Annotated in this window: 17 protein-coding genes; all 17 read left to right on the top strand. The window is 58.1% G+C overall.

Annotated elements, in window-relative coordinates; all coding sequences use genetic code 11:
* Positions 1 to 5: 5 nt before the first annotated feature.
* Positions 6 to 1,067 carry a UDP-3-O-(3-hydroxymyristoyl)glucosamine N-acyltransferase gene (lpxD, locus tag EP166_RS00280; RefSeq protein ID WP_127554834.1) on the top strand — a complete coding sequence of 354 codons (1,062 nt, stop codon included), beginning with the start codon at positions 6 to 8 and terminating at the stop codon, positions 1,065 to 1,067.
* Complete coding sequence (gene fabZ, locus EP166_RS00285; RefSeq protein WP_127554835.1) at positions 1,064 to 1,522, top strand: 3-hydroxyacyl-ACP dehydratase FabZ; 459 nt, start codon at positions 1,064 to 1,066, stop codon at positions 1,520 to 1,522. The genes lpxD and fabZ overlap by 4 nt, the downstream gene beginning before the upstream one ends.
* Positions 1,519 to 2,289 (top strand): acyl-ACP--UDP-N-acetylglucosamine O-acyltransferase, encoded by a 771-nt coding sequence (gene lpxA / locus EP166_RS00290; protein ID WP_127554836.1) that lies wholly within the window; start codon positions 1,519 to 1,521, stop codon positions 2,287 to 2,289. The genes fabZ and lpxA overlap by 4 nt, the downstream gene beginning before the upstream one ends.
* Positions 2,289 to 3,443, top strand: coding sequence for a lipid-A-disaccharide synthase (gene lpxB / locus EP166_RS00295; protein WP_127554837.1), 1,155 nt, complete (start codon positions 2,289 to 2,291; stop codon positions 3,441 to 3,443). Before lpxA ends, lpxB begins: the two co-directional genes overlap by 1 nt.
* On the top strand, positions 3,440 to 4,054 hold the full coding sequence (gene rnhB, locus EP166_RS00300; RefSeq protein ID WP_127554838.1) for a ribonuclease HII: 615 nt from the start codon (positions 3,440 to 3,442) through the stop codon (positions 4,052 to 4,054). The genes lpxB and rnhB overlap by 4 nt, the downstream gene beginning before the upstream one ends.
* Before the next feature lie 84 nt (positions 4,055 to 4,138).
* Positions 4,139 to 7,648, top strand: coding sequence for a DNA polymerase III subunit alpha (gene dnaE, locus EP166_RS00305; protein WP_127554839.1), 3,510 nt, complete (start codon positions 4,139 to 4,141; stop codon positions 7,646 to 7,648).
* Positions 7,649 to 8,110: 462 nt separating this feature from the next.
* Positions 8,111 to 9,067: an acetyl-CoA carboxylase carboxyl transferase subunit alpha gene (accA, locus tag EP166_RS00310; protein WP_127554840.1), complete on the top strand. Its 957-nt coding sequence runs from the start codon at positions 8,111 to 8,113 to the stop codon at positions 9,065 to 9,067.
* Between the two features lie 151 nt (positions 9,068 to 9,218).
* Positions 9,219 to 9,701 carry a GNAT family N-acetyltransferase gene (locus EP166_RS00315; protein ID WP_127554841.1) on the top strand — a complete coding sequence of 161 codons (483 nt, stop codon included), beginning with the start codon at positions 9,219 to 9,221 and terminating at the stop codon, positions 9,699 to 9,701.
* Complete coding sequence (gene tilS / locus EP166_RS00320) at positions 9,698 to 11,050, top strand: tRNA lysidine(34) synthetase TilS (protein WP_127554842.1); 1,353 nt, start codon at positions 9,698 to 9,700, stop codon at positions 11,048 to 11,050. The genes EP166_RS00315 and tilS overlap by 4 nt, the downstream gene beginning before the upstream one ends.
* Before the next feature lie 174 nt (positions 11,051 to 11,224).
* Positions 11,225 to 12,847, top strand: coding sequence for a CTP synthase (locus tag EP166_RS00325; protein WP_127554843.1), 1,623 nt, complete (start codon positions 11,225 to 11,227; stop codon positions 12,845 to 12,847).
* A gap of 190 nt (positions 12,848 to 13,037) precedes the next feature.
* The gene (gene eno, locus EP166_RS00330) at positions 13,038 to 14,333 is read left to right on the top strand and encodes a phosphopyruvate hydratase (RefSeq protein ID WP_127554844.1); all 1,296 of its coding nucleotides are present in this window, start codon (positions 13,038 to 13,040) and stop codon (positions 14,331 to 14,333) included.
* A gap of 186 nt (positions 14,334 to 14,519) precedes the next feature.
* On the top strand, positions 14,520 to 14,834 hold the full coding sequence (locus EP166_RS00335; protein WP_246026187.1) for a septum formation initiator family protein: 315 nt from the start codon (positions 14,520 to 14,522) through the stop codon (positions 14,832 to 14,834).
* A 27-nt stretch (positions 14,835 to 14,861) separates the two neighbouring features.
* On the top strand, positions 14,862 to 15,569 hold the full coding sequence (gene ispD / locus EP166_RS00340) for a 2-C-methyl-D-erythritol 4-phosphate cytidylyltransferase (protein ID WP_220432461.1): 708 nt from the start codon (positions 14,862 to 14,864) through the stop codon (positions 15,567 to 15,569).
* A gap of 36 nt (positions 15,570 to 15,605) precedes the next feature.
* The gene (ispF, locus tag EP166_RS00345; RefSeq protein WP_127554845.1) at positions 15,606 to 16,091 is read left to right on the top strand and encodes a 2-C-methyl-D-erythritol 2,4-cyclodiphosphate synthase; all 486 of its coding nucleotides are present in this window, start codon (positions 15,606 to 15,608) and stop codon (positions 16,089 to 16,091) included.
* A complete protein-coding gene (gene truD / locus EP166_RS00350) occupies positions 16,091 to 17,116 on the top strand; it encodes a tRNA pseudouridine(13) synthase TruD (protein ID WP_164743767.1) in 1,026 nt (341 codons plus the stop codon). Before ispF ends, truD begins: the two co-directional genes overlap by 1 nt.
* Complete coding sequence (locus EP166_RS00355) at positions 17,113 to 17,793, top strand: protein-L-isoaspartate(D-aspartate) O-methyltransferase (protein ID WP_342775565.1); 681 nt, start codon at positions 17,113 to 17,115, stop codon at positions 17,791 to 17,793. Before truD ends, EP166_RS00355 begins: the two co-directional genes overlap by 4 nt.
* 68 nt (positions 17,794 to 17,861) lie before the next feature.
* Positions 17,862 to 18,755 (top strand): DUF368 domain-containing protein, encoded by an 894-nt coding sequence (locus tag EP166_RS00360; protein WP_127554847.1) that lies wholly within the window; start codon positions 17,862 to 17,864, stop codon positions 18,753 to 18,755.
* Positions 18,756 to 19,395 lie beyond the last annotated feature (640 nt).

A 19,395-nucleotide genomic window follows, 5' to 3' on the forward strand; every position in this document is an offset into this window, starting at 1 on the left:
TACGGATGATCACAGCCCGACAGTTGGCTGACCAGCTCGATGCGCAGCTGGGCGGCAATGAACAGGCCTGGGATATGCCTCTGGAGCGAGTATCTGCTCTGGATAAGGCCCAGTCCGGGAGCCTGACGTTCCTGGCATCCCTGCAGTATCTGGCAGAGCTGCCAGACAGCCAGGCCACGGCCATCGTTCTGAAACCGGATATGGCCGAGCAGGCTCCGGGAGCGGCTGCCCTGATTTTGGTGGCCGACCCTTACCTTAGCTATGCCCGTGTATCCCACTACTTCAGCCGCGAGCCGGCACCGACCGGCCATATAGACGTCAATGCTGTGGTGGCTGAGGATGCGGTGATAGGCGCAGGGGTAACCATTGGCCCCGGTGCGATCATCGGCTCTGGCGTGAGCATAGGCGAAGGCAGTCAGATCGGTGCGGGGGCGGTACTCGATGCCGGTGTTCGGATTGGCCGGAACACCCGGATTATGGCGAACGTTACGCTGTGTCACGGAGTGGTGATGGGCGATGATTGCCGGGTTCAACCAGGAACGGTCATCGGCTCGGATGGCTTCGGGTTTGCACCCGACCAGGGTCAGTGGCAGCGCATTGCCCAGTTGGGTAAGGTGCGCATTGGCAATCGGGTCGATATCGGTGCCAATGTGACCATCGATCGGGGAGCCATTGATGATACTTGCATTGAAGACGATGTCATTATCGACAACCTGGTTCAGGTTGCACACAACGTTGTGATCGGCAAGGCGACAGCACTGGCCGGGCAAGTGGGCATTGCTGGCAGTACCACGCTGGGTGCTGGTTGTACCGTCGGTGGCCAGGCCGGGTTTGCAGGCCATATTGACATTGCCGACGGCACGCATTTTACCGGCCAGGCCATGGTGACCAAAAGCATTAAAGAGGCCGGCGTCTATTCCTCGGGCTGGCCAGCGCAGGCCAGTCGGGAATGGCGTCGTACCGTTGCGCGCCTGCGCCAGTTAGACCAGTATGAACAACGATTGAAGTCATTGGAGAAGGCGCTGGCAACGCAGCCCGTCGCTCCGGAATCTGAGGACTCGGAATGAGCATTGAACTGCCCCTGGATCATGAAGCCATTAAGCAATTTTTGCCGCACCGGTACCCGTTCTTGCTGGTTGACCGCATTACCGAACTGACCCCGGGTGAAGCCATTGCCGGGTTCAAGAATGTCACGGGCAATGAAGAGTTATTCAACGGACACTTCCCGGGACAGTCCATCTTTCCGGGTGTGCTGATGTGTGAGGCTATGGCTCAGGTTTCGGCTATTCTGGGGTTTGCGACATCCGGTAACCGTCCGAGTGAAGGGTATCTGTATTTGTTTGCCGGGCTCGATAACGTTAAATTCAAGCGGCAGGTTGTGCCCGGCGACCGGCTGGATCTGTTCAGTACGCTGGTGTCTGAACGTCGCGGTATTTTTAAGTTCAACTGTCGGGCGGAAGTGGGCGGTCAGTTAGCGGCCACTGCCGATATTGTGTGTGCTGAGCGGAAGGCAACGTCGTGATTCACCCTACTGCACTGGTCGATCAAAAAGCACGCATTGCTGATGGAGCCAGTATTGGCCCGTTCACCGTTATTGGCCCGGATGTTGAGATAGGCGAAGGTTGCTGGATTGGTCCGCATGTGGTCATCAACGGACCAACGACTATTGGACGACACAATAAAATCTTCCAGTTTGCCAGCGTGGGTGAGGCGTGTCAGGACCTCAAATACAAGGGTGAGCCTACTCGGCTGATCATCGGTGATCACAACACCATTCGTGAAGGTGCCACTCTGCATCGCGGCACCATTCAGGATAAGGGAGAGACCCGAGTAGGAAACCATTGCCTGTTGATGGCTTATACTCACGTCGCCCATGACGTCATAGTCGGAGATCATGTGATTCTCGCCAACTCTGCGGGTTTGGCGGGTCACGTAAAGGTAGGTGATTACGCGATCGTCGGTGGGCATTCCGGTGTTCATCAATTTGTCTCTATTGGTGAGCATACGTTTATTGGTGCCGGTTCCACGGTGCTTAAAGACGTTCCGGCTTTTGTGACCGTGCAGGGTTATCCGGCTGCGCCCCATGGCATGAACACCGAAGGGCTGCGTCGGCGTGGCTTTTCTGCGGAGGCGATCAAAGCGCTGCGCAATGCTTACAAAACCGTTTATCGCCAGAGCAAGACCACCAAGGCCGCACTGGCTGAGCTGGCGCCGGTTGCCGAGCAGTTTCCGGAAGTGGCGTTGTTCGTGCGCAGTATAGAAACCGCTAGCCGGGGTATTGTGCGCTGATGTCCCGGCCTTTGCGCGTGGCCGTGCTGGCCGGTGAAGCCAGCGGCGATATTCTCGGTGCCGGTCTGATGCGCGCGTTGCGCGCGCGCCACCCTGATATTGAATTTGGGGGTATCGGCGGTGAGCGCATGATTGCCCAAGGGCTGGACAGCCGCGTTTCAATGGAACGGCTCTCGGTGATGGGGCTGACTGAAGTCGTAGGCCGGCTGCGCGAATTGTTCCGAATACGGGCCGCTTACCGGGAATGGTGCATACACTGGCAACCGGACGTCTTCATCGGCATTGATGCCCCCGATTTTAACCTGGGACTTGAGCGCCAGTTGCGGGATGCCGGCATCAAGGCTGTTCATTACGTTTCGCCTTCAGTCTGGGCCTGGCGGCAGGGCCGCATCAAGAAAATCCGCCGCAGTGTTGATCACATGCTGACCTTGCTGCCTTTTGAAGCCGATTTTTACCGAGAGCATCAGGTGCCGGTTACCTTTGTTGGCCATACTTTGGCGGATCAGCTGCCGATGGAGCCCGACCGGTCGGCAGCGAGGCAACGCCTGGGTGTTCCGGAGCAGGGTCTGTGTCTGGCGGTGTTGCCGGGCAGCCGGGGCAGTGAGGTTGGGCGCTTGGCGCCGCTGTTTCTGCAAGCGGCTACTCTGGCCCAGAAATCGCTGGGCCCGCTCACGGTGCTCATACCGGCGGCCAATGAGTTTCGCCGGGAGCAGATTGAAGCGGCCGTGCGTCAGCACGGCAATGGGCTGCACATCCAGCTCTATGCGGGTCAGTCGACCGATGTCATGATCGCCAGTGACGGCGTCTTGTTGGCCTCCGGCACGGCGGCGCTGGAAGCCATGCTGCTGAAACGCCCCATGGTGGTTTCCTACCGGTTAACGGCGCTTACGTTTCGGATAATGCGTGCCATGGCGACCACACGCTGGGTCTCATTGCCCAACATACTGACCCAGAGCGACTGGGTGCCGGAAAGGCTGCAGGACGATGCGACGCCTGAACGCCTGGCAACCGATCTTGTAAAAATTCTCACCGACGCCGACTACCGAGACCAGTTTGAACAGCGCTCCAGTTTCCTGCACCGTCAATTGGCGCGAGGCGCCGATGAGCAGGCAGCCGAAGCGGTGCTGGCCGTCGCCGGGCTCTCACCCGAATGACACAGCAAGGCCTGGTTTTTCAGAGCGCTACCGACCTTGTGGCGGGTGTCGATGAAGTCGGACGCGGGCCGCTGGCGGGCGATGTCGTAGCCGCCGCCGTCATACTGGACCCGAAAAAACCCATTGCAGGCCTCACCGATTCCAAAGCGCTCACGGCAAAACGCCGGGAGCAGCTCAGTGAAGAGATCAAAGCCCGGGCCCTGAGCTGGTGTATCGCCCGCGCCAGTGTCGCGGAAATTGACGAACTGAATATTTTACAGGCGAGTCTACTGGCCATGAGTAGGGCGGTCGCTGGACTATCGGTGGTACCCGAATTCTGCCAGATCGATGGCAACAAGCTGCCCAAAGGCCTGCCTTGCCCGGCGGAAGCCATCGTCAAAGGCGACAGCCTGATCCCTGCCATCGGTGCGGCGTCCATTCTCGCCAAAGTCCAGCGGGATGCCGAAATGGTCGAGCTCGACCAGCGCTACCCAGAGTATGGCTTCGCCCGCCATAAAGGCTACCCGACGCCGGTTCATTTGGCGGCTTTGAAGGCCCACGGCGTCATAGCCGCGCACCGGCGCAGCTATGCGCCAGTTAGGGCCATACTCACCACAAACCGTTCAACCTGAATACACAATTCCCCTCATCAGTACCTGCCAACCGGCCGCTTCAAGTAGTACCATGGTGGCCGGTCAAGAAGGAGAAAGCCCAGCGTGCCCGCTCAATTTGTACATCTCAGAGTTCATACCGAATATTCACTGGTCGACGGCCTGATTCGCCCCAAGGCGTTGGTGCAGGCTGCGCTCAAGCAGGGGATGCCGGCGGTAGCGATTACCGACATCACCAACTTTTTCGGGCTGATCAAGTTCTACAATGCGGCGCTGGGTGCGGGCATCAAGCCCTTGCTAGGGGCAGACCTGTGGGTGGAGAACCCGGCCGATGCGGCGGCGCCGTTCCGGATGACGGTGCTGTCACAAAATGCCCAGGGTTACCGTAACCTGACCGAGTTGATTTCCGACGCCTATCAGACGCACCAGGTACAGGACCGCGCGGTGATTAAAGCGGAGTGGATTAAGGCGAAAAACGAGGGCCTGATCCTGCTGAGCGGTGGTCGCTTTGGTGACGTCGGTGAGGCGCTGAGCCGTGGCAAGGCGGATGTTGCGGGGGAGCTGGCCCGGCACTGGCAGTCGGTATTCGGCGATCGTTATTACCTGGAGCTGCAACGCACCGGGCGTGACCAGGATGAAGTCATTGTTCAGGGCAGCTTGTTGCTGGCGCGCGAACTGGATATCGCTGTAGTCGCCACTAACGATGTCATGTTTCTGACTCAGGATGATTTCGACGCCCATGAAGCCCGGGTCTGTATCAACGATGGTGTGACGGTCGACGACCCGAAGCGCGCCCGCCGATACTCCGATCAGCAATACCTGAAAAGCGCCGACGAAATGGCGAAACTTTTCTCCGATTTGCCCGAAGCCATCGATAACAGCCTGTTGATTGCCGAGCGGTGTTCTACAACGGTAAAACTGGGCGAGTACTTCCTGCCGGATTATCCCATCCCCGATGGCATGACCATGGATGAGTACTTCCGCCAACTGAGTTTTGAAGGCCTGGAGCGGCGCCTGGCGGTCAGCCTGAAGCAGGATGATCCGGAGTACGCCAGCAAGCACGCCGAATACGTCACTCGACTCGAATTCGAACTAAACATCATCATTCAGATGGGCTTTCCCGGCTACTTTCTGATCGTGATGGACTTCATTCGCTGGGCCAAAGAGCACGATATTCCGGTTGGGCCGGGCCGGGGTTCGGGTGCCGGCTCACTGGTTGCCTATTCGCTCGATATTACCGACCTGGATCCGCTGGAATACGATCTGCTGTTCGAGCGGTTCCTGAATCCGGAGCGGGTATCGATGCCCGACTTCGACGTCGACTTCTGCATGGAAAAGCGCGACCGCGTTATTCAATACGTGGCCGACCAGTATGGCCGCCAGGCGGTTTCCCAGATCGTTACTTTCGGTACCCTGGCTGCCAAGGCCGTGGTGCGAGACGTTGCCCGAGTACAGGGCAAGGCCTATGGTCTGGCTGACCGAATTTCCAAGCTGATTCCCGCCGACCCGGGTATGACGCTGACCAAGGCCATAGACGATGTCGCCGAGCTCAAGGAGTTTCTGGCTGATGACGAAGAAGGCATGGAAATCTGGGAGATGGCGCTCAAGCTCGAGGGCATAACTCGCCAGACCGGCAAACATGCCGGGGGGGTGGTGATCGCGCCAACCAAGTTGACCGATTTCTCGCCTTTGCTGTGCGAAGAAGACGGTACCGGCCTGGTTACCCAATACGATAAAAACGACGTGGAATCCGCTGGCCTGGTCAAGTTCGACTTTCTCGGTCTGCGTACTCTGACCATCATCGACTGGGCGCTGAAAATTATTAACCCCAGACTGGCCGCCAAGGGTCAACCCGCCATCGACATCGCGCACATTCCGCTCGATGACGAACCCTCATTTCAGTTGTTGCAGAAAGCTCACACCACGGCGGTGTTCCAGCTTGAATCGCGCGGCATGAAAGACCTGATTAAACGGCTGAAGCCCGACTGTCTGGAAGACATGATCGCTCTGGTGGCCCTGTTCCGGCCGGGCCCGCTGCAATCGGGCATGGTGGATAACTTCATCAACCGGAAACACGAACGCGAGGAAATGGCCTATCCGGATCCGCAGTATCAGCATGAATGGCTGAAGCCGATTCTGGCGCCAACCTACGGCATCATTCTGTATCAGGAGCAGGTGATGCAGATCGCCCAGGAACTGGCGGGTTATACGCTCGGCGGCGCCGACTTGCTGCGCCGGGCGATGGGCAAGAAAAAGCCCGAGGAAATGGCCAAGCAGCGTGAAGTCTTCGCCGCTGGTGCGGCCTCCAAAGGCGTGGATGCGGAACTGGCGACCAAGATTTTTGATCTGGTGGAAAAGTTTGCTGGTTACGGCTTCAACAAATCGCACTCGGCAGCCTATGCTCTGGTGTCTTATCAGACGCTCTGGCTCAAGGCCCATTACCCGGCCGCTTTTATGGCCGCGACCATGTCGTCGGAACTGGATAACACCGATAAGGTGGTTATCTTCATCGAAGACTGCCGGCAACTGGGCATCGACGTGCTGCCGCCGGATGTGAACGCCGGTGATTACATGTTCACGGTGAACGAAAACGATCAGATCATATACGGGCTGGGGGCGATCAAGGGGGTTGGCGAAGGCCCGGTAGAGGCGATCGTCGCCGCCCGATCGAACGGCGGACCCTTTACCGACCTGTTCGACTTTTGCGAGCGGGTCGACAGCCGTAAGGTAAACAAGCGCTGTATCGAAGCGCTGATCAAGGCCGGCGCACTGGACCGGCTTGCCCCGCACCGGGCCATGTTGCTGGCCGCCATGGAAGATGCGGTGCGTACCGCCGAGCAGTCGGCCAGCAACCAGGCCGCCGGCATGATCGACCTGTTCAACGACCTGCAGGTGGAAAGCCAGAAAGCGCCCTATGCGCCCTATGAAGAGGTGATGCAGCATTCGCTGAAAGAGCGCCTGATGGGTGAGAAAGAAACGCTGGGCCTGTATTTGACCGGCCACCCGATTGACGAATACGAGTCGGAAGTCAACAAAATCGCCTCAATGCGCCTCGGTGAGCTCGATATGCCGCCAGAAGAGCTGCGGCGCCTGCGCAAGCAGACCAAAACCCTGGCCGGTCTGGTGCTCGGTGTTCGCACCCGCCAGACCCAGCGCGGCGATACCATGGCCATTGTCTCGCTGGACGACCGGACCGGACGCATCGAAATGACGCTGTTCGGTGAGGACTACCAGCGCTTCAAGCCATTGTTGGAACCCGATCAGGTGATCTTCGTCGAAGCCGAAATTGGCTGGGACGATTACGCCGAGCGGGCCCGAATCCGCGCACAGAACATCTACACCCTAGCCCAGGCACGCCAGGAGCTGATTCGCGGCATTGAGTTCCGGGTCACTGAAGCCCAAACGCAGGAATTCCTCAAGCGCTTGAACGATTTGGTGCGCAGCGACCTGGAAGACGGGCAGGGCACCCCAGTTTGGATCAGATACGAATCCCGCGTGGCTCAGGGCCAGGTGCGGCTGAATCCGGCGCATCGAATTCCATTGGAAGATGAGGTGCTGCACCGAATTCGACAGACCTTTGAGGATTCGGCCTACCGGTTTCGATATCAGGACTGACCCGGGCAGTCGTACGGAGCACCGTCTGTAGCTGAAGTTCCGGAGTTCGGGTTACTTGGGAGGTGGTGGCCCGCAGCGGCTACCGGGTATACCCCTGTGGGGTCGGCGTAGATCCGTCCATGGAGCCTAGACCGCAGCGTCCCTGCTGCGGACTACCCCACAGGGGTACACCCGGCACCCGCCGCTAGTCTCCTGAGTGAACTCCGAATCTTGAGTCCCTAGTAAACGGTAATTCTGCTGATTGTTTCCGTTTGTTCAAAGCTCAATAAGGTTTGATACGCTTGCTCAATGGCAGTCGGCCCTTTAGGCTGATCGCATCATTGAATTGAACCGCCCGGGGTGTACGGCGGTCCTGAATGGCAAGGTCAGCCCTGATAGACAGTTGACGTTGCTGCCCAGCCTGCTTTACTTGGCGCTTGGCGGGCACGCAGTACACCATTGACGGCACACTAGGGAAACAGCATGAATCCAGATTACTTGGAATTTGAACAACCCATTGCAGACCTGATTGCCAAAATTGAAGAATTGCGACTGGTTGGCAACCGCAATGATCTCAACATTTCAGGCGAAATCGAAAAGCTGAACGCCCAGTCGATCAAACTGACCGAGCAGATCTTTTCCAACCTTACCTCCTGGCAGATTTCCCAGCTGGCGCGTCATCCCAAGCGTCCCTACACGCTCGATTACATCAATCACATCTTTACCGACTGGGATGAGCTCCACGGCGACCGCCATTACGGCGACGATGCCGCCATTGTATCTGGCGTTGCGCGGCTGAATGAAGAGCCAGTGCTGGTGGTTGGTCACCAGAAAGGCCGGGATGTAAAAGAGAAAGTGCGCCGCAACTTCGGCATGCCCAAGCCTGAAGGCTATCGCAAGGCACTGCGCCTGATGCAAATGGCAGAGCGGTTCAAAATGCCGGTACTGACCTTTATCGATACCCCGGGCGCTTACCCCGGTATTGGCGCTGAAGAGCGTGGTCAGAGCGAGGCGATTGCCTACAATTTGTTGAAACTGTCGTCCCTGAAAACGCCGATCATTTCAACGGTTGTTGGAGAGGGCGGCTCGGGCGGAGCGCTGGCGATCGGGGTTTGCGATCATCTGAATATGCTGCAATACAGCACCTATTCGGTGATTTCCCCGGAAGGCTGTGCCTCCATTCTGTGGAAGACGGCGGAGCGGGCCTCCGATGCGGCCGAAGCCATGGGCATCACCGCGCCAAAATTGCGTGAACTGGGCCTTGTGGACACCGTTATCAAAGAGCCTCTGGGCGGCGCGCACCGCAACCCCGAAGCCATGGCGGCCGATTTGCGCCACGCACTCATTGGCCAGCTTGATAAGCTGCGCGGAGTGGCGCTGGACGACCTGCTCGAAAACCGTTACAAGCGCCTGATGTCGTTCGGGCTCGAATCGGCCTGACTCGAAACAGGCTTGCAAAGCAACTAAGCTGTTCAAGGCGGCGTCGGGCGACGCCGTTTTAGCTTTGGTCTGCAACCGGCCGTGGTTCGTATTATCGTAACGGCTCCGGTCGCCAAAGCCCGGATGACAGATCCCAGCATGGCAGAAACAGATGACGGCGGCTTATTCCTTTGCGTTTCGACACTACGACCCCCTGGTCTCAGACGACATTGCGCTGTTGCTCAACCGTTATCTGGAAGGCGCGCGCGCACTCGAAGGGGCACCTGCCTACCTGTTCGACGTCGTGCTGCACGATGGCACCCTGATTGGCCAGATTGATCTGCGAGTGGGCGATACACCGGCCCTGGTAACCTATGCCGGTCAGATAGGGTATGGCATCGACCGCCCATACCGAGGCCATCATTACGCTGCCAAAGCCTGCGAATTGATTCGAACGGTCGCACTCGATCACGGCATGACAGAACTCTGGATTACCTGCAACCCCGACAACATTGCTTCTGTGCGCACCTGCGAACGCATTGGTGCTCGCTTTGTTGAGCGGGTGTCGGTGCCTCGTGGTACCGAACTGTGGCGTCGCGGAGACCGTGAGAAATTGCGCTATCGCTGGGGTCTGGCCGACATGGAGATGGCATGACCGGGAGTGGTTACGCCGCCGGTGAACGGTTTGATGCCTGGTTGTCCGACTGTACTGAGCGACCGGTCTTTGTTGGCTACAGTGGTGGTGTCGACTCGCAGCTGGTCTTGCATGAACTCTGCAGTCGGCTGCCACCCGGCGACGTTATTGCCCTTCACATCAATCATGGCCTCAGCCCCCAGGCTGACGACTGGCAAGCGCATTGTGCACAGTACTGCGCAGCACTTGGTTGTGGCTTCGAAGCGCATTCGGTGGCGGTCTCGGCCCAGGGTGAGGGGCTTGAAGCGGCAGCACGACAAGCACGCTACCGCATTTTCCTGAGTCGGGTGCCCCCGGGCCATAGCCTCTGGCTCGGGCATCACCTGGATGATCAGCTGGAAACCTTCATGTTACGACTGCTGCGGGGCAGTGGTTTGACCGGTCTGTCGGCCATGTCGGATCAAACGAGTCGGCAACAGAGGCTGATGTTGCGCCCCCTGCTGACGACCTCTCGGGTAAGCATCGAGAACCGGGCCCGGCAGCTGGGGCTGCACTGGATAACCGACGACAGCAACAGCGATGTGCGTTTTGATCGCAATTTTCTGCGTGAGCAGGTATTGCCGCTCATTGCCACGCGCTGGCCCCAGTACCGACAGACGCTATCGCGGTCACTCGGGCACCTCGATCAGGCTGCCCGTGAACAGCAACGCCAGCTCGACCTCGAACTGGAGCATCGGCTGGCGCATGATGGCGCCCTGAAAGCCGTGCAGCTGGACGATTGGTCGGCGGAGCAGGTGCAGGCGCTGATTCACCGCTGGCTGTACCGGCAGAATGTGAGATCCCCCAGTGAAGCGGCACTGCAACGCATCGTCCGCGAAGTGGTTAATGCCCGGGTGGATGCCCAGCCTGAAGTCGCTCTGGGTGACGGGTCAGTCCGGCGTTTTCGAACCGCGCTGTATTGGGTTCCCAACCCGGTAGAGCCCTCTGACTCGCCTTGTGCGGTCAGTGAAGACTGGCAGCACTGGCCGGGGATTGGCTGGCTGCGATTACGACGCGCAGCTGACGAGCCTGGACGGCTCCGGGGCGAGCCGGCTGGCTGGCGCTGGCAATTGCGCCAGGGGGGGGAATCGCTATGGCCAGCCGGGCGTTCGGCGCGGCGGGACCTGAAGCGCCTGCTGCAGGAATACCGGCTGCCGCCCTGGCAGCGCGACCGGGTGCCGCTGTTGTTTTCCGGCGACCAGCTCATTGCCGTTGCCAACCTGGCGGTGGACCTTGCCTGGCAGGCAGACTCCGGCGAGCCGGGCTGGGTGGTAGACTGGCAATCATCCAAACCAACAGGCCCTTCCCGGCACGACAATGGCGACGATTAAAGATTGAGGCAGTGAGGCTTTTTTGCTAATCTGGCCTCCCATCTTAAGTCGCACAAATTCCCACACCCGCAACACGTCTTATGGCCAGTGAAAATGCCATCGGGCGGGCTTTTGCGTTGTGTTGGGGGGTTGCTTGCGGCAGACCAACTTTGCGACTATCGGATGGGATCTATTATGACGCGTTATATTTTTGTCACCGGCGGTGTGGTGTCTTCATTGGGCAAGGGCATCGCATCGGCCTCGCTGGGCGCCATTCTCCAGGCGCGGGGGCTGTCGGTGACAATGCTCAAGCTGGATCCCTACATCAACGTTGACCCGGGCACCATGAGCCCGTTTCAGCACGGTGAAGTCTTCGTGACCGAAGACGGTGCTGAAACCGACCTCGATCTTGGCCACTACGAACGCTTTGTCCGTACTACCATGACCCGGCGCAATAACTTCACCACCGGCCGAATTTATCAGGATGTGCTGCGCAAAGAGCGCCGTGGCGATTACCTCGGCGGTACGGTTCAGGTTATTCCGCACATCACCGATGAAATCAAACGCCGCGTCATTGAAGGCGCCGGTGATGCCGATGTCGCCCTGGTGGAAGTGGGTGGCACCGTGGGCGATATCGAATCGCTGCCCTTTCTTGAGGCCGTGCGCCAGCTGAAAGTTGAACTAGGCAGTCGCCGGGCACTGTCGATGCATCTGACGCTCGTGCCTTACATTGCCACCGCCGGTGAAGTGAAAACCAAACCTACCCAGCATTCGGTCAAAGAGTTGCGCACCATCGGTCTGCAGCCCGACATCCTGGTGTGTCGTTCCGAACGTCCGATTGGCAAGAGCGAACTTCGTAAAATATCCCTGTTCACCAACGTCGAAGAGCGCGCCGTTATTCCCCTGCCGGATGCCGATACCATCTACCGCATTCCCGGTATGCTGCACCGCTCGGGACTGGACGACATTGTCGTTGAAAAATTCGGTCTGGAGTGCCCGCAGCCGGATTTAGCCGACTGGGAAGACGTCACCGATCGCAAGCTCAACCCGGATGGGGAAGTCACCATCGCCATGGTCGGCAAGTACATGGAATTGCTGGATGCCTATAAATCGCTGATCGAGGCCATCGATCACGCCGGCATCCGGTCGCGAACCAAGGTCAACATCCGCTTTATCGACGCCGAAGAGGTCGAGAAACAGGGCACCGACTGCCTGGCCGGTGTGCAGGGACTGCTGGTGCCGGGTGGCTTTGGTTACCGCGGCGTGGAAGGCAAGATTGCCACCGCGCAGTACGCTCGTGAAAACAAAATCCCTTACCTCGGCATCTGCCTGGGGATGCAAGTCGCCGTTATCGAATACGCCCGCAACGTCGCGGGATTCGACGGGGCGCATTCCACTGAATTCGATCGCCAGACCCGCCACCCCGTGGTCGGTCTGATCACCGAATGGATTGAAGCCGACGGTAAGAAAGTCGAACGCGATGACAAAACCGACCTTGGCGGTACCATGCGGCTGGGCGGGCAGGAGTGCATGCTGACCGAAGGCTCCCGCTCAGAAGCCTGTTATGGCAAGCCGCGTATTGTTGAGCGCCACCGCCATCGCTACGAAGTGAATAACCATTATGTAGAAGACTTACAAAAATCGGGTCTGATCATCGCCGGTCGCTCCGTCGATGGAGCCCTGGTTGAAATCATCGAAGTGCCCGATCACCCCTGGTTTGTGGCCTGCCAGTTTCACCCTGAATTCACCTCCACACCCCGTGATGGCCACGGTTTGTTCAGTGGTTTCATTGGCGCAGTGCGCGCTATGGCGAAGTAATGCAGGGTGGTGAGGGGTGGTATTTGGAGGGTTTTCCCCTATAATCCGGCGCTGTCCGTTTTGTAATAAAACTACATTTTTGAGCGGTCGAGACTTGGGTAGAGTCACAACTGAAAAGCCGGTGTGACACTGCGGCAGTTAAGGCTCGGGCGCCACAACACGGCTTATTGAACAATCAGGAGAGTCACAGATGGCCAAGATTCTAGACATCAAAGCACGTGAGGTGCTCGATTCACGCGGTAATCCGACCGTTGAGGCGGACGTTATTGTTGAAGGCGGCATTCGTGGCCGTGCCTGCGCACCCTCTGGTGCCTCTACCGGTTCCCGCGAAGCGCTGGAGCTGCGTGATGGCGATAAAAGCCGTTACCTCGGCAAGGGCGTACTGAAAGCGGTGGCCGCCATTAACGGCCCGATCCGCGACGCACTGCTCGGCTTTGACGCCCTGAATCAGTCTGGTCTCGACGCCACCATGATCACACTGGACGGCACCGAGAATAAATCCAACTTCGGCGCCAACGCCATTCTGGCGGTCTCTCTCGCGGCTGCTAAGGCGGCAGCACTGTCTAAAGGCGTTGAACTGTATGTACACATCGCCGACCTGAACGGAACACCGGGCCAGTACAGCCTGCCGGTACCGATGATGAACATCATCAACGGCGGTGAGCATGCCGATAACAACGTCGACATTCAGGAATTCATGGTGCAGCCGGTGGGCGCGAAATCGTTCAGCGAAGCACTGCGCATGGGTGCTGAAATCTTCCATGCCCTGAAAAAAGTGCTGAACGCCAAGGGTCAGAACACCGCTGTGGGCGATGAAGGCGGCTTCGCACCGAACCTGGAAAGCAATGCAGCCGCGCTGGCGGCCATTAAAGAAGCGGTTGAAGCGGCTGGCTACCAGTTGGGTAAAGACATCACGCTGGCGATGGATTGCGCGGCCTCCGAGTTTTATGAAAACGGCCAGTACAACCTCAAGGGCGAAGGCAAGGTCTTCACCTCTGAAGAGTTTTCCAACTACTTGCAGCAGTTGACCCAAGAGTACCCCATCGTCTCGATCGAAGATGGTCTGGACGAGTCTGACTGGGACGGCTTTGCCTATCAGACTCGCCTGATGGGCGACAAGATTCAACTGGTGGGCGACGACCTGTTCGTGACCAACACCAAAATTCTGCAGGAAGGCATCGACAAGGGCATCGCCAACTCGATTCTGATTAAGTTCAACCAGATTGGTTCACTGACCGAAACGCTGGCCGCCATCAAGATGGCCAAGGATGCCGGTTACACCGCCGTCATTTCGCATCGCTCAGGTGAAACCGAAGACGCCACCATTGCCGACCTGGCGGTCGGTACCGCGGCTGGTCAAATCAAGACCGGCTCATTGTGCCGTTCTGACCGTGTTGCCAAGTACAACCAGTTGCTGCGTATTGAAGAGGAATTGGGTGACAAGGCCATCTATAACGGTCTTAAAGAGATCAAAGGCCAGGGCTGAGCCCGTTTTAATGCCCGTTTTGGCGGAAATTGAGCGGTAAATGCAAAAAGGGGGCTTGGCCCCCTTTTTTGTTTGAGTCAGAATGCCGCCAGAGTTGTACAATGATGCCCAATAGGTGCCTCCCCTGAAACCCTGGGGTCATTACCCATTGCCACTGCTGAGTGGCCAATAGAGAGAACCGGACCGTTGAAAGCCACGGCTGTGCCACAACTGCAACGCAAGAACCCGCTGCGCTGGCTGCAAATTGGCTTGCTGGTGTTGCTGGTGATGTTGCAATTCCGCTGGTGGTTGGGCGAAAACAGCTGGGTCGATGTGAGTCGGTTGGAAGCGGATGTGGCCGCCCAGGAAAGCATTAATGCCGAGCGACGGGCACGCAACGAGGTTTTGAGTGCCCGAGTTGCCGATCTGAAGTCCGGGCTTGATGCGGTCGAGGAACTGGGTCGAAGTGACCTCGGGCTGATCAGGCCGGGTGAGGTTTTCTACGTCATACCTGCCGAATAAAGCGGTGTGGCCGCTGATTTGGATGTTATGAACCTGACTGATCCCTCCCGAGTACACCTGGTATTCCCGGCCGCTGGCGTTGGTCAGCGGTTTGGCCAGCCACACCCCAAACAGTACACCCTGCTGGCCGGCAAAACGCTGCTGGAATGGACGCTCGATGCCTGGAAGGATGTGCCGTTTCAGGGCGAACGCATACTGGTATTGTCGGGTAACGACGAGCGAGGCCGGGCTTTGGCGGCGCGCTATCCGGGCCTGAACTGTGTGAAGGGAGGGGCCGAGCGCGCCGACTCGGTTCTGGCCGGGCTGGCTGCCATGAACGCAGCGGATGATGACTGGGTGATGGTGCATGATATTGCACGTCCTTGCGTTCGCCGCGCAGATATTCTGGCCTTGCTCGACCATTGCCAGTCTGAAGGCCGGGGCGCCTCGCTGGCGCGCCCACTGACAGACACCATAAAACGTATGCAGGGCGACCGGGTCTCGACGGTTGACCGACGGCAGTTATGGGCCGCCCTGACGCCTCAGTGCTTTCGATTCGGGCGCTTATATCGTGCCTTGTCCCTGGGTCTGGCCAATGCCGTACCCCTGACCGATGAAGCCTCGGCGATGGAGTGGATGGGTGACCCGGTGGGTCTGGTCAGCGGCAGTGGCGATAACATCAAGGTAACGCACCCGGACGATCTGGCCCTGGTGGCGTTTTATCTGCAACAACAGGGTCGGCTGACGCCGACCTGAGCTTTTTATCAGCGATTACTTGGAGTGAAGCAGGGCATGCGAATAGGCCATGGTTTTGATGTACACCGGTTCGACCTGAATGCCGGTCCCATGGACATAACGCTGGGTGGCGTGCGAGTACCGGCGGAGCATCCTTTGTTGGCGCATTCCGACGGCGACGTTGTGTTGCATGCCATCGCCGACTCCCTGCTGGGCGCTGCCGCACTGGGTGACATTGGCGAATGGTTTCCGGATACGGATGCACAATGGGCCGGGGCAGATAGCCGTGCTTTGCTGACGGATGTCTATCATCGCATAACCGGGTTGGGTTACCGGCTGGTGAATCTGGACGTCACTGTCATTGCCCAGGCCCCTCGCCTGGGCGACTACAAGGGCGCTATGAAACTGACCATTGCCGAAACGCTGCAGTGTGACCCGGGTCAGATAAACATCAAGGCGACAACCACCGAGAAGTTGGGCTTTACCGGCCGCAAGGAGGGTATCGCCACCGAGGCGGTATGCCTGCTGGAGGTGGTGTCCTGATGGAGCTGCCGCAGTGGCCCAGAGCCTGGGGTGATGTTGTCGGGTCGGGGCGGTTAAAAGCCGAACCGGCTGATTTTTACGTTGAGGAGGCCCTGCCAGAGACAGCCTCTGGCGAGGGCGAACATTTATGGGTCACCCTGGAAAAAACCGGCCAGAATACCGCCTGGCTTGGCAAGCAACTGGCTCGCTGGGCGGGTATTCCCCCAAGGGACGTCAGTTACGCGGGTTTAAAAGACCGCCATGCCGTAACTCGCCAGACCTTCTCCCTGCATCTGCCCGGTAAACCGGACCCCTCAGAACCGCTGATTATGGACGGTGTTCGGGTGCTGTCGCTCAAACGACATGGACGCAAGTTGCGTACCGGTCAACTGATTGGCAATCATTTCGTGATCAGGCTGCGCGATTGGCAAGGGGATGCCAATGCCCTGGCACACCGCTGGCAAATACTGGTTGATCAGGGGTTCCCGAATTACTTTGGTCCGCAACGGTTTGGTGACCAGGGTCAGAATTTAAGCCGGGCATTGGCCTGGATACGCGGTGAGGGCCGGTTACCCCGAGGGCAGCAGGGCATTCATGTGTCTGCGATGCGCAGCTTACTGTTCAATCACTTGTTGGCCGAGCGAGTGCAGCAGGGTACCTGGAACCAGCTGCTCCCCGGTGATTTCCTGCAATTCAAGGAAGGCAAACGGGGGTTTGAATGTCTGGAGCCGACCGAAAGTGAATGGTCGCGGGTAGCATCGGGTCAGTTATCGCCAAGCGCGAGTTTGCCCGGTGAGCAAACGGAAATCTTTTCTCTGCTCGATGAACGCGAAGCGCCTATGCTGGCGCAGCAGTCAGAATGGACGCAAGCGCTGATACGGCTGCGCATTCAGCGCAGCTTGCGCAAGTTGCGGGTTTATCCGGAGCAGGGTCAGCTTGACTGGCAGGGAACGAATCCGCAATTCCGTTTCTTTTTGCCGGCTGGCAGTTACGCTACGGCATTGTTGCGTGAACTGTCAGACTGGCGTGAGGAGGAGTCTCAGTGAATCTGTCCGGTATCGGCATGACGTCCCAGCGGACTCGCCAGCGTCTGATTGAGCGACTCTTTGCCAAGGGCATTCGTGATGCCCGGGTCATGGATTGCTTTATGAAGGTCCCTCGGCACATCTTTGTTGATGAGGCCCTGGGCCATAAAGCCTACGAAGACATTGCGGTACCCATCGGTTACGGTCAGACCCTGTCGCAACCCTATATTGTCGCACGCATGAGCGAGCTGGTGCTGGCTGCACCCCACCATGAGCGCATTCTTGAAATTGGCACCGGTTCCGGGTTTCAGACCTCGGTTTTAGCGCATCTGGTGGATGAAATCTACTCGGTAGAGCGCATCAAACCGTTGCAATTGAAAGCTCGAGAGCGGCTGCGTTTGCAAAAACTGTATAACGTACGCCTGAAGCTCGATGACGGTTTCCTTGGTTGGCCCGACGCAGGACCGTTTGATGTCATTATCGGGACGGCGGCCCCCGAAACGGCTCCGCAATCCCTGCTGGATCAACTGGTCCCCGATGGCGGGCAGCTGATTCTGCCGGTGGGTACCGAGGAGCAGTTTTTGACCGTGGTGGAGCGCCAGGGTGATGAATTTACCGAGCGCCGCATTGAAGCTGTGCGCTTCGTGCCTATGCTTGCGGGCATTCAGACCGGCGATTCCGATGCGCTGCGACTCTGAGGTATTGCTATCTGGCCCGTCGATATACAGCCTTGAAGGGATCCATATCATGAGCAGGGAGATACTGCGTGATTAAGTTAGTTGTGAGCTGGTTTTTTAAAGGGGTCGTGATGGGAGCTGCCGATGCCGTGCCAGGTGTTTCCGGCGGTACCATGGCACTGATTACCGGCATCTATGAGCGGTTGATCAACGCGCTGGCGTCATTTCGGTTAGGCCTGCTGGGACTGCTCAGACGAGGCGAATTCATCGTGGTCTGGCGTGAGGTTGATGGCGCCTTCCTGGTCAGCCTGGGAGCCGGCATTATTGTCAGTCTGATAACGGTTCTGAATCTCGTTCAGTGGCTGTTAAGCAAGGCACCTCCAGTATTGTGGGCTTTCTTTTGCGGGTTGATCGTAGCCTCGCTGATCATGTTGTTGAAGGAGCATCGCTGGCGCAAAGTCGATATTGGCCTGTTCATTACCGGAACGGCGATCGCCGCGAGTATTTCCTTTTTGGGCGAGATGGCGCTCGCAGTTACGCCCCTGACACTGATTTTAGGCGGAGCATTGGCCATATCGGCGATGTTGTTGCCCGGTATTTCCGGCAGTTTCATTTTGCTGCTTTTAGGGCTGTACCCCGCGATTACAGAGGCGGTTCATGCCCGGGACCTGGTCACGATTGCCTGGGTGGCTCTGGGTTGCCTGATCGGTTTGCTGGTGTTCAGCCGTTTTTTGCAATGGGTGCTGGCACGCTGGCACGATCGGGTGATGGGGTTCATGCTGGGGTTTGTGCTGGGCGCCTTGTTGAAAGTCTGGCCCTGGCAGCACGATCAGCAATGGCTGATGCCGGACAACTACGTGAATCTGTCTGGCCAGCCATCCTGGTTTTTTACAGCCCTGCTGGCAGCGATCATTGGGGCGGCGCTGGTGACCTTATTGAGTCTTAAATCGGACGGTTCCGGGCTTGTCAAATCAGAAACATGAAGCAGTACTCGGTTCTAACCTTGCGTTCGGCGGTTTTTAGATTAATTAAACCTAATAAATTACCCTGTATTAAGGTTGGGCTATATTGCAGCTTTGTGAACGGCGTTTGAGGGGTGGATGAAAGCGATATTGAGAAGGAATCCAGCGTGACGAATCTCGTACGGGGGGCGTCAATTTTCTGGACATGCCTGTGCACTCTGCTGGTGCTGGCGGGCTGCACCAGCAGTGCCTACCGTTCGTTGGAGCCGGCGGGAAGTAGCGCCCGTGGTTCGAGCATTAGCAATACCCGTTCGCCGGTGGTCCAGTCCCGCCCTGCGGGGGCCTCACCGGCGTCAAACGCCCGGACGGCGTCGCCCGAGTCGCGCCCAGATCAGTATCAGGTCCGTCGGGGGGATACGCTTTACTCCATCGCTTTTCGGTTTGGTCTTGATTTCCGGCGACTGGCCGCTGCCAATGACATTGACAGTCGCTACACCATCTATCCGGGTCAGGTGTTGGCGCTCAGAGAGGCCAGTCCATCCGCTGCAGCGCCCGCTCCGTCGAGTTCGTCCACCTCGCCTTCGCCGTCTCGGCCTACAGTCAATAACACGTCTTCACAAACTGTTACAAATTCGACCCCGAGAATTGCAGCAGCGCCTTC

It is taken from the genome of Saccharospirillum alexandrii, from assembly GCF_004000275.1.
GTDB classification, from domain to species: Bacteria; Pseudomonadota; Gammaproteobacteria; order Pseudomonadales; family Natronospirillaceae; genus Saccharospirillum; species Saccharospirillum alexandrii.

Coding starts and splice junctions, on each gene's coding strand:
- lpxD (WP_127554834.1), top strand. CDS start 6: ATGATCACAGCCCGACAGTTGGCTGACCAGCTCGATGCGCAGCTGGGC.
- fabZ (WP_127554835.1), top strand. CDS start 1,064: ATGAGCATTGAACTGCCCCTGGATCATGAAGCCATTAAGCAATTTTTG.
- lpxB (WP_127554837.1), top strand. CDS start 2,289: ATGTCCCGGCCTTTGCGCGTGGCCGTGCTGGCCGGTGAAGCCAGCGGC.
- rnhB (WP_127554838.1), top strand. CDS start 3,440: ATGACACAGCAAGGCCTGGTTTTTCAGAGCGCTACCGACCTTGTGGCG.
- accA (WP_127554840.1), top strand. CDS start 8,111: ATGAATCCAGATTACTTGGAATTTGAACAACCCATTGCAGACCTGATT.
- EP166_RS00315 (WP_127554841.1), top strand. CDS start 9,219: ATGACGGCGGCTTATTCCTTTGCGTTTCGACACTACGACCCCCTGGTC.
- tilS (WP_127554842.1), top strand. CDS start 9,698: ATGACCGGGAGTGGTTACGCCGCCGGTGAACGGTTTGATGCCTGGTTG.
- EP166_RS00325 (WP_127554843.1), top strand. CDS start 11,225: ATGACGCGTTATATTTTTGTCACCGGCGGTGTGGTGTCTTCATTGGGC.
- eno (WP_127554844.1), top strand. CDS start 13,038: ATGGCCAAGATTCTAGACATCAAAGCACGTGAGGTGCTCGATTCACGC.
- ispD (WP_220432461.1), top strand. CDS start 14,862: ATGAACCTGACTGATCCCTCCCGAGTACACCTGGTATTCCCGGCCGCT.
- ispF (WP_127554845.1), top strand. CDS start 15,606: ATGCGAATAGGCCATGGTTTTGATGTACACCGGTTCGACCTGAATGCC.
- truD (WP_164743767.1), top strand. CDS start 16,091: ATGGAGCTGCCGCAGTGGCCCAGAGCCTGGGGTGATGTTGTCGGGTCG.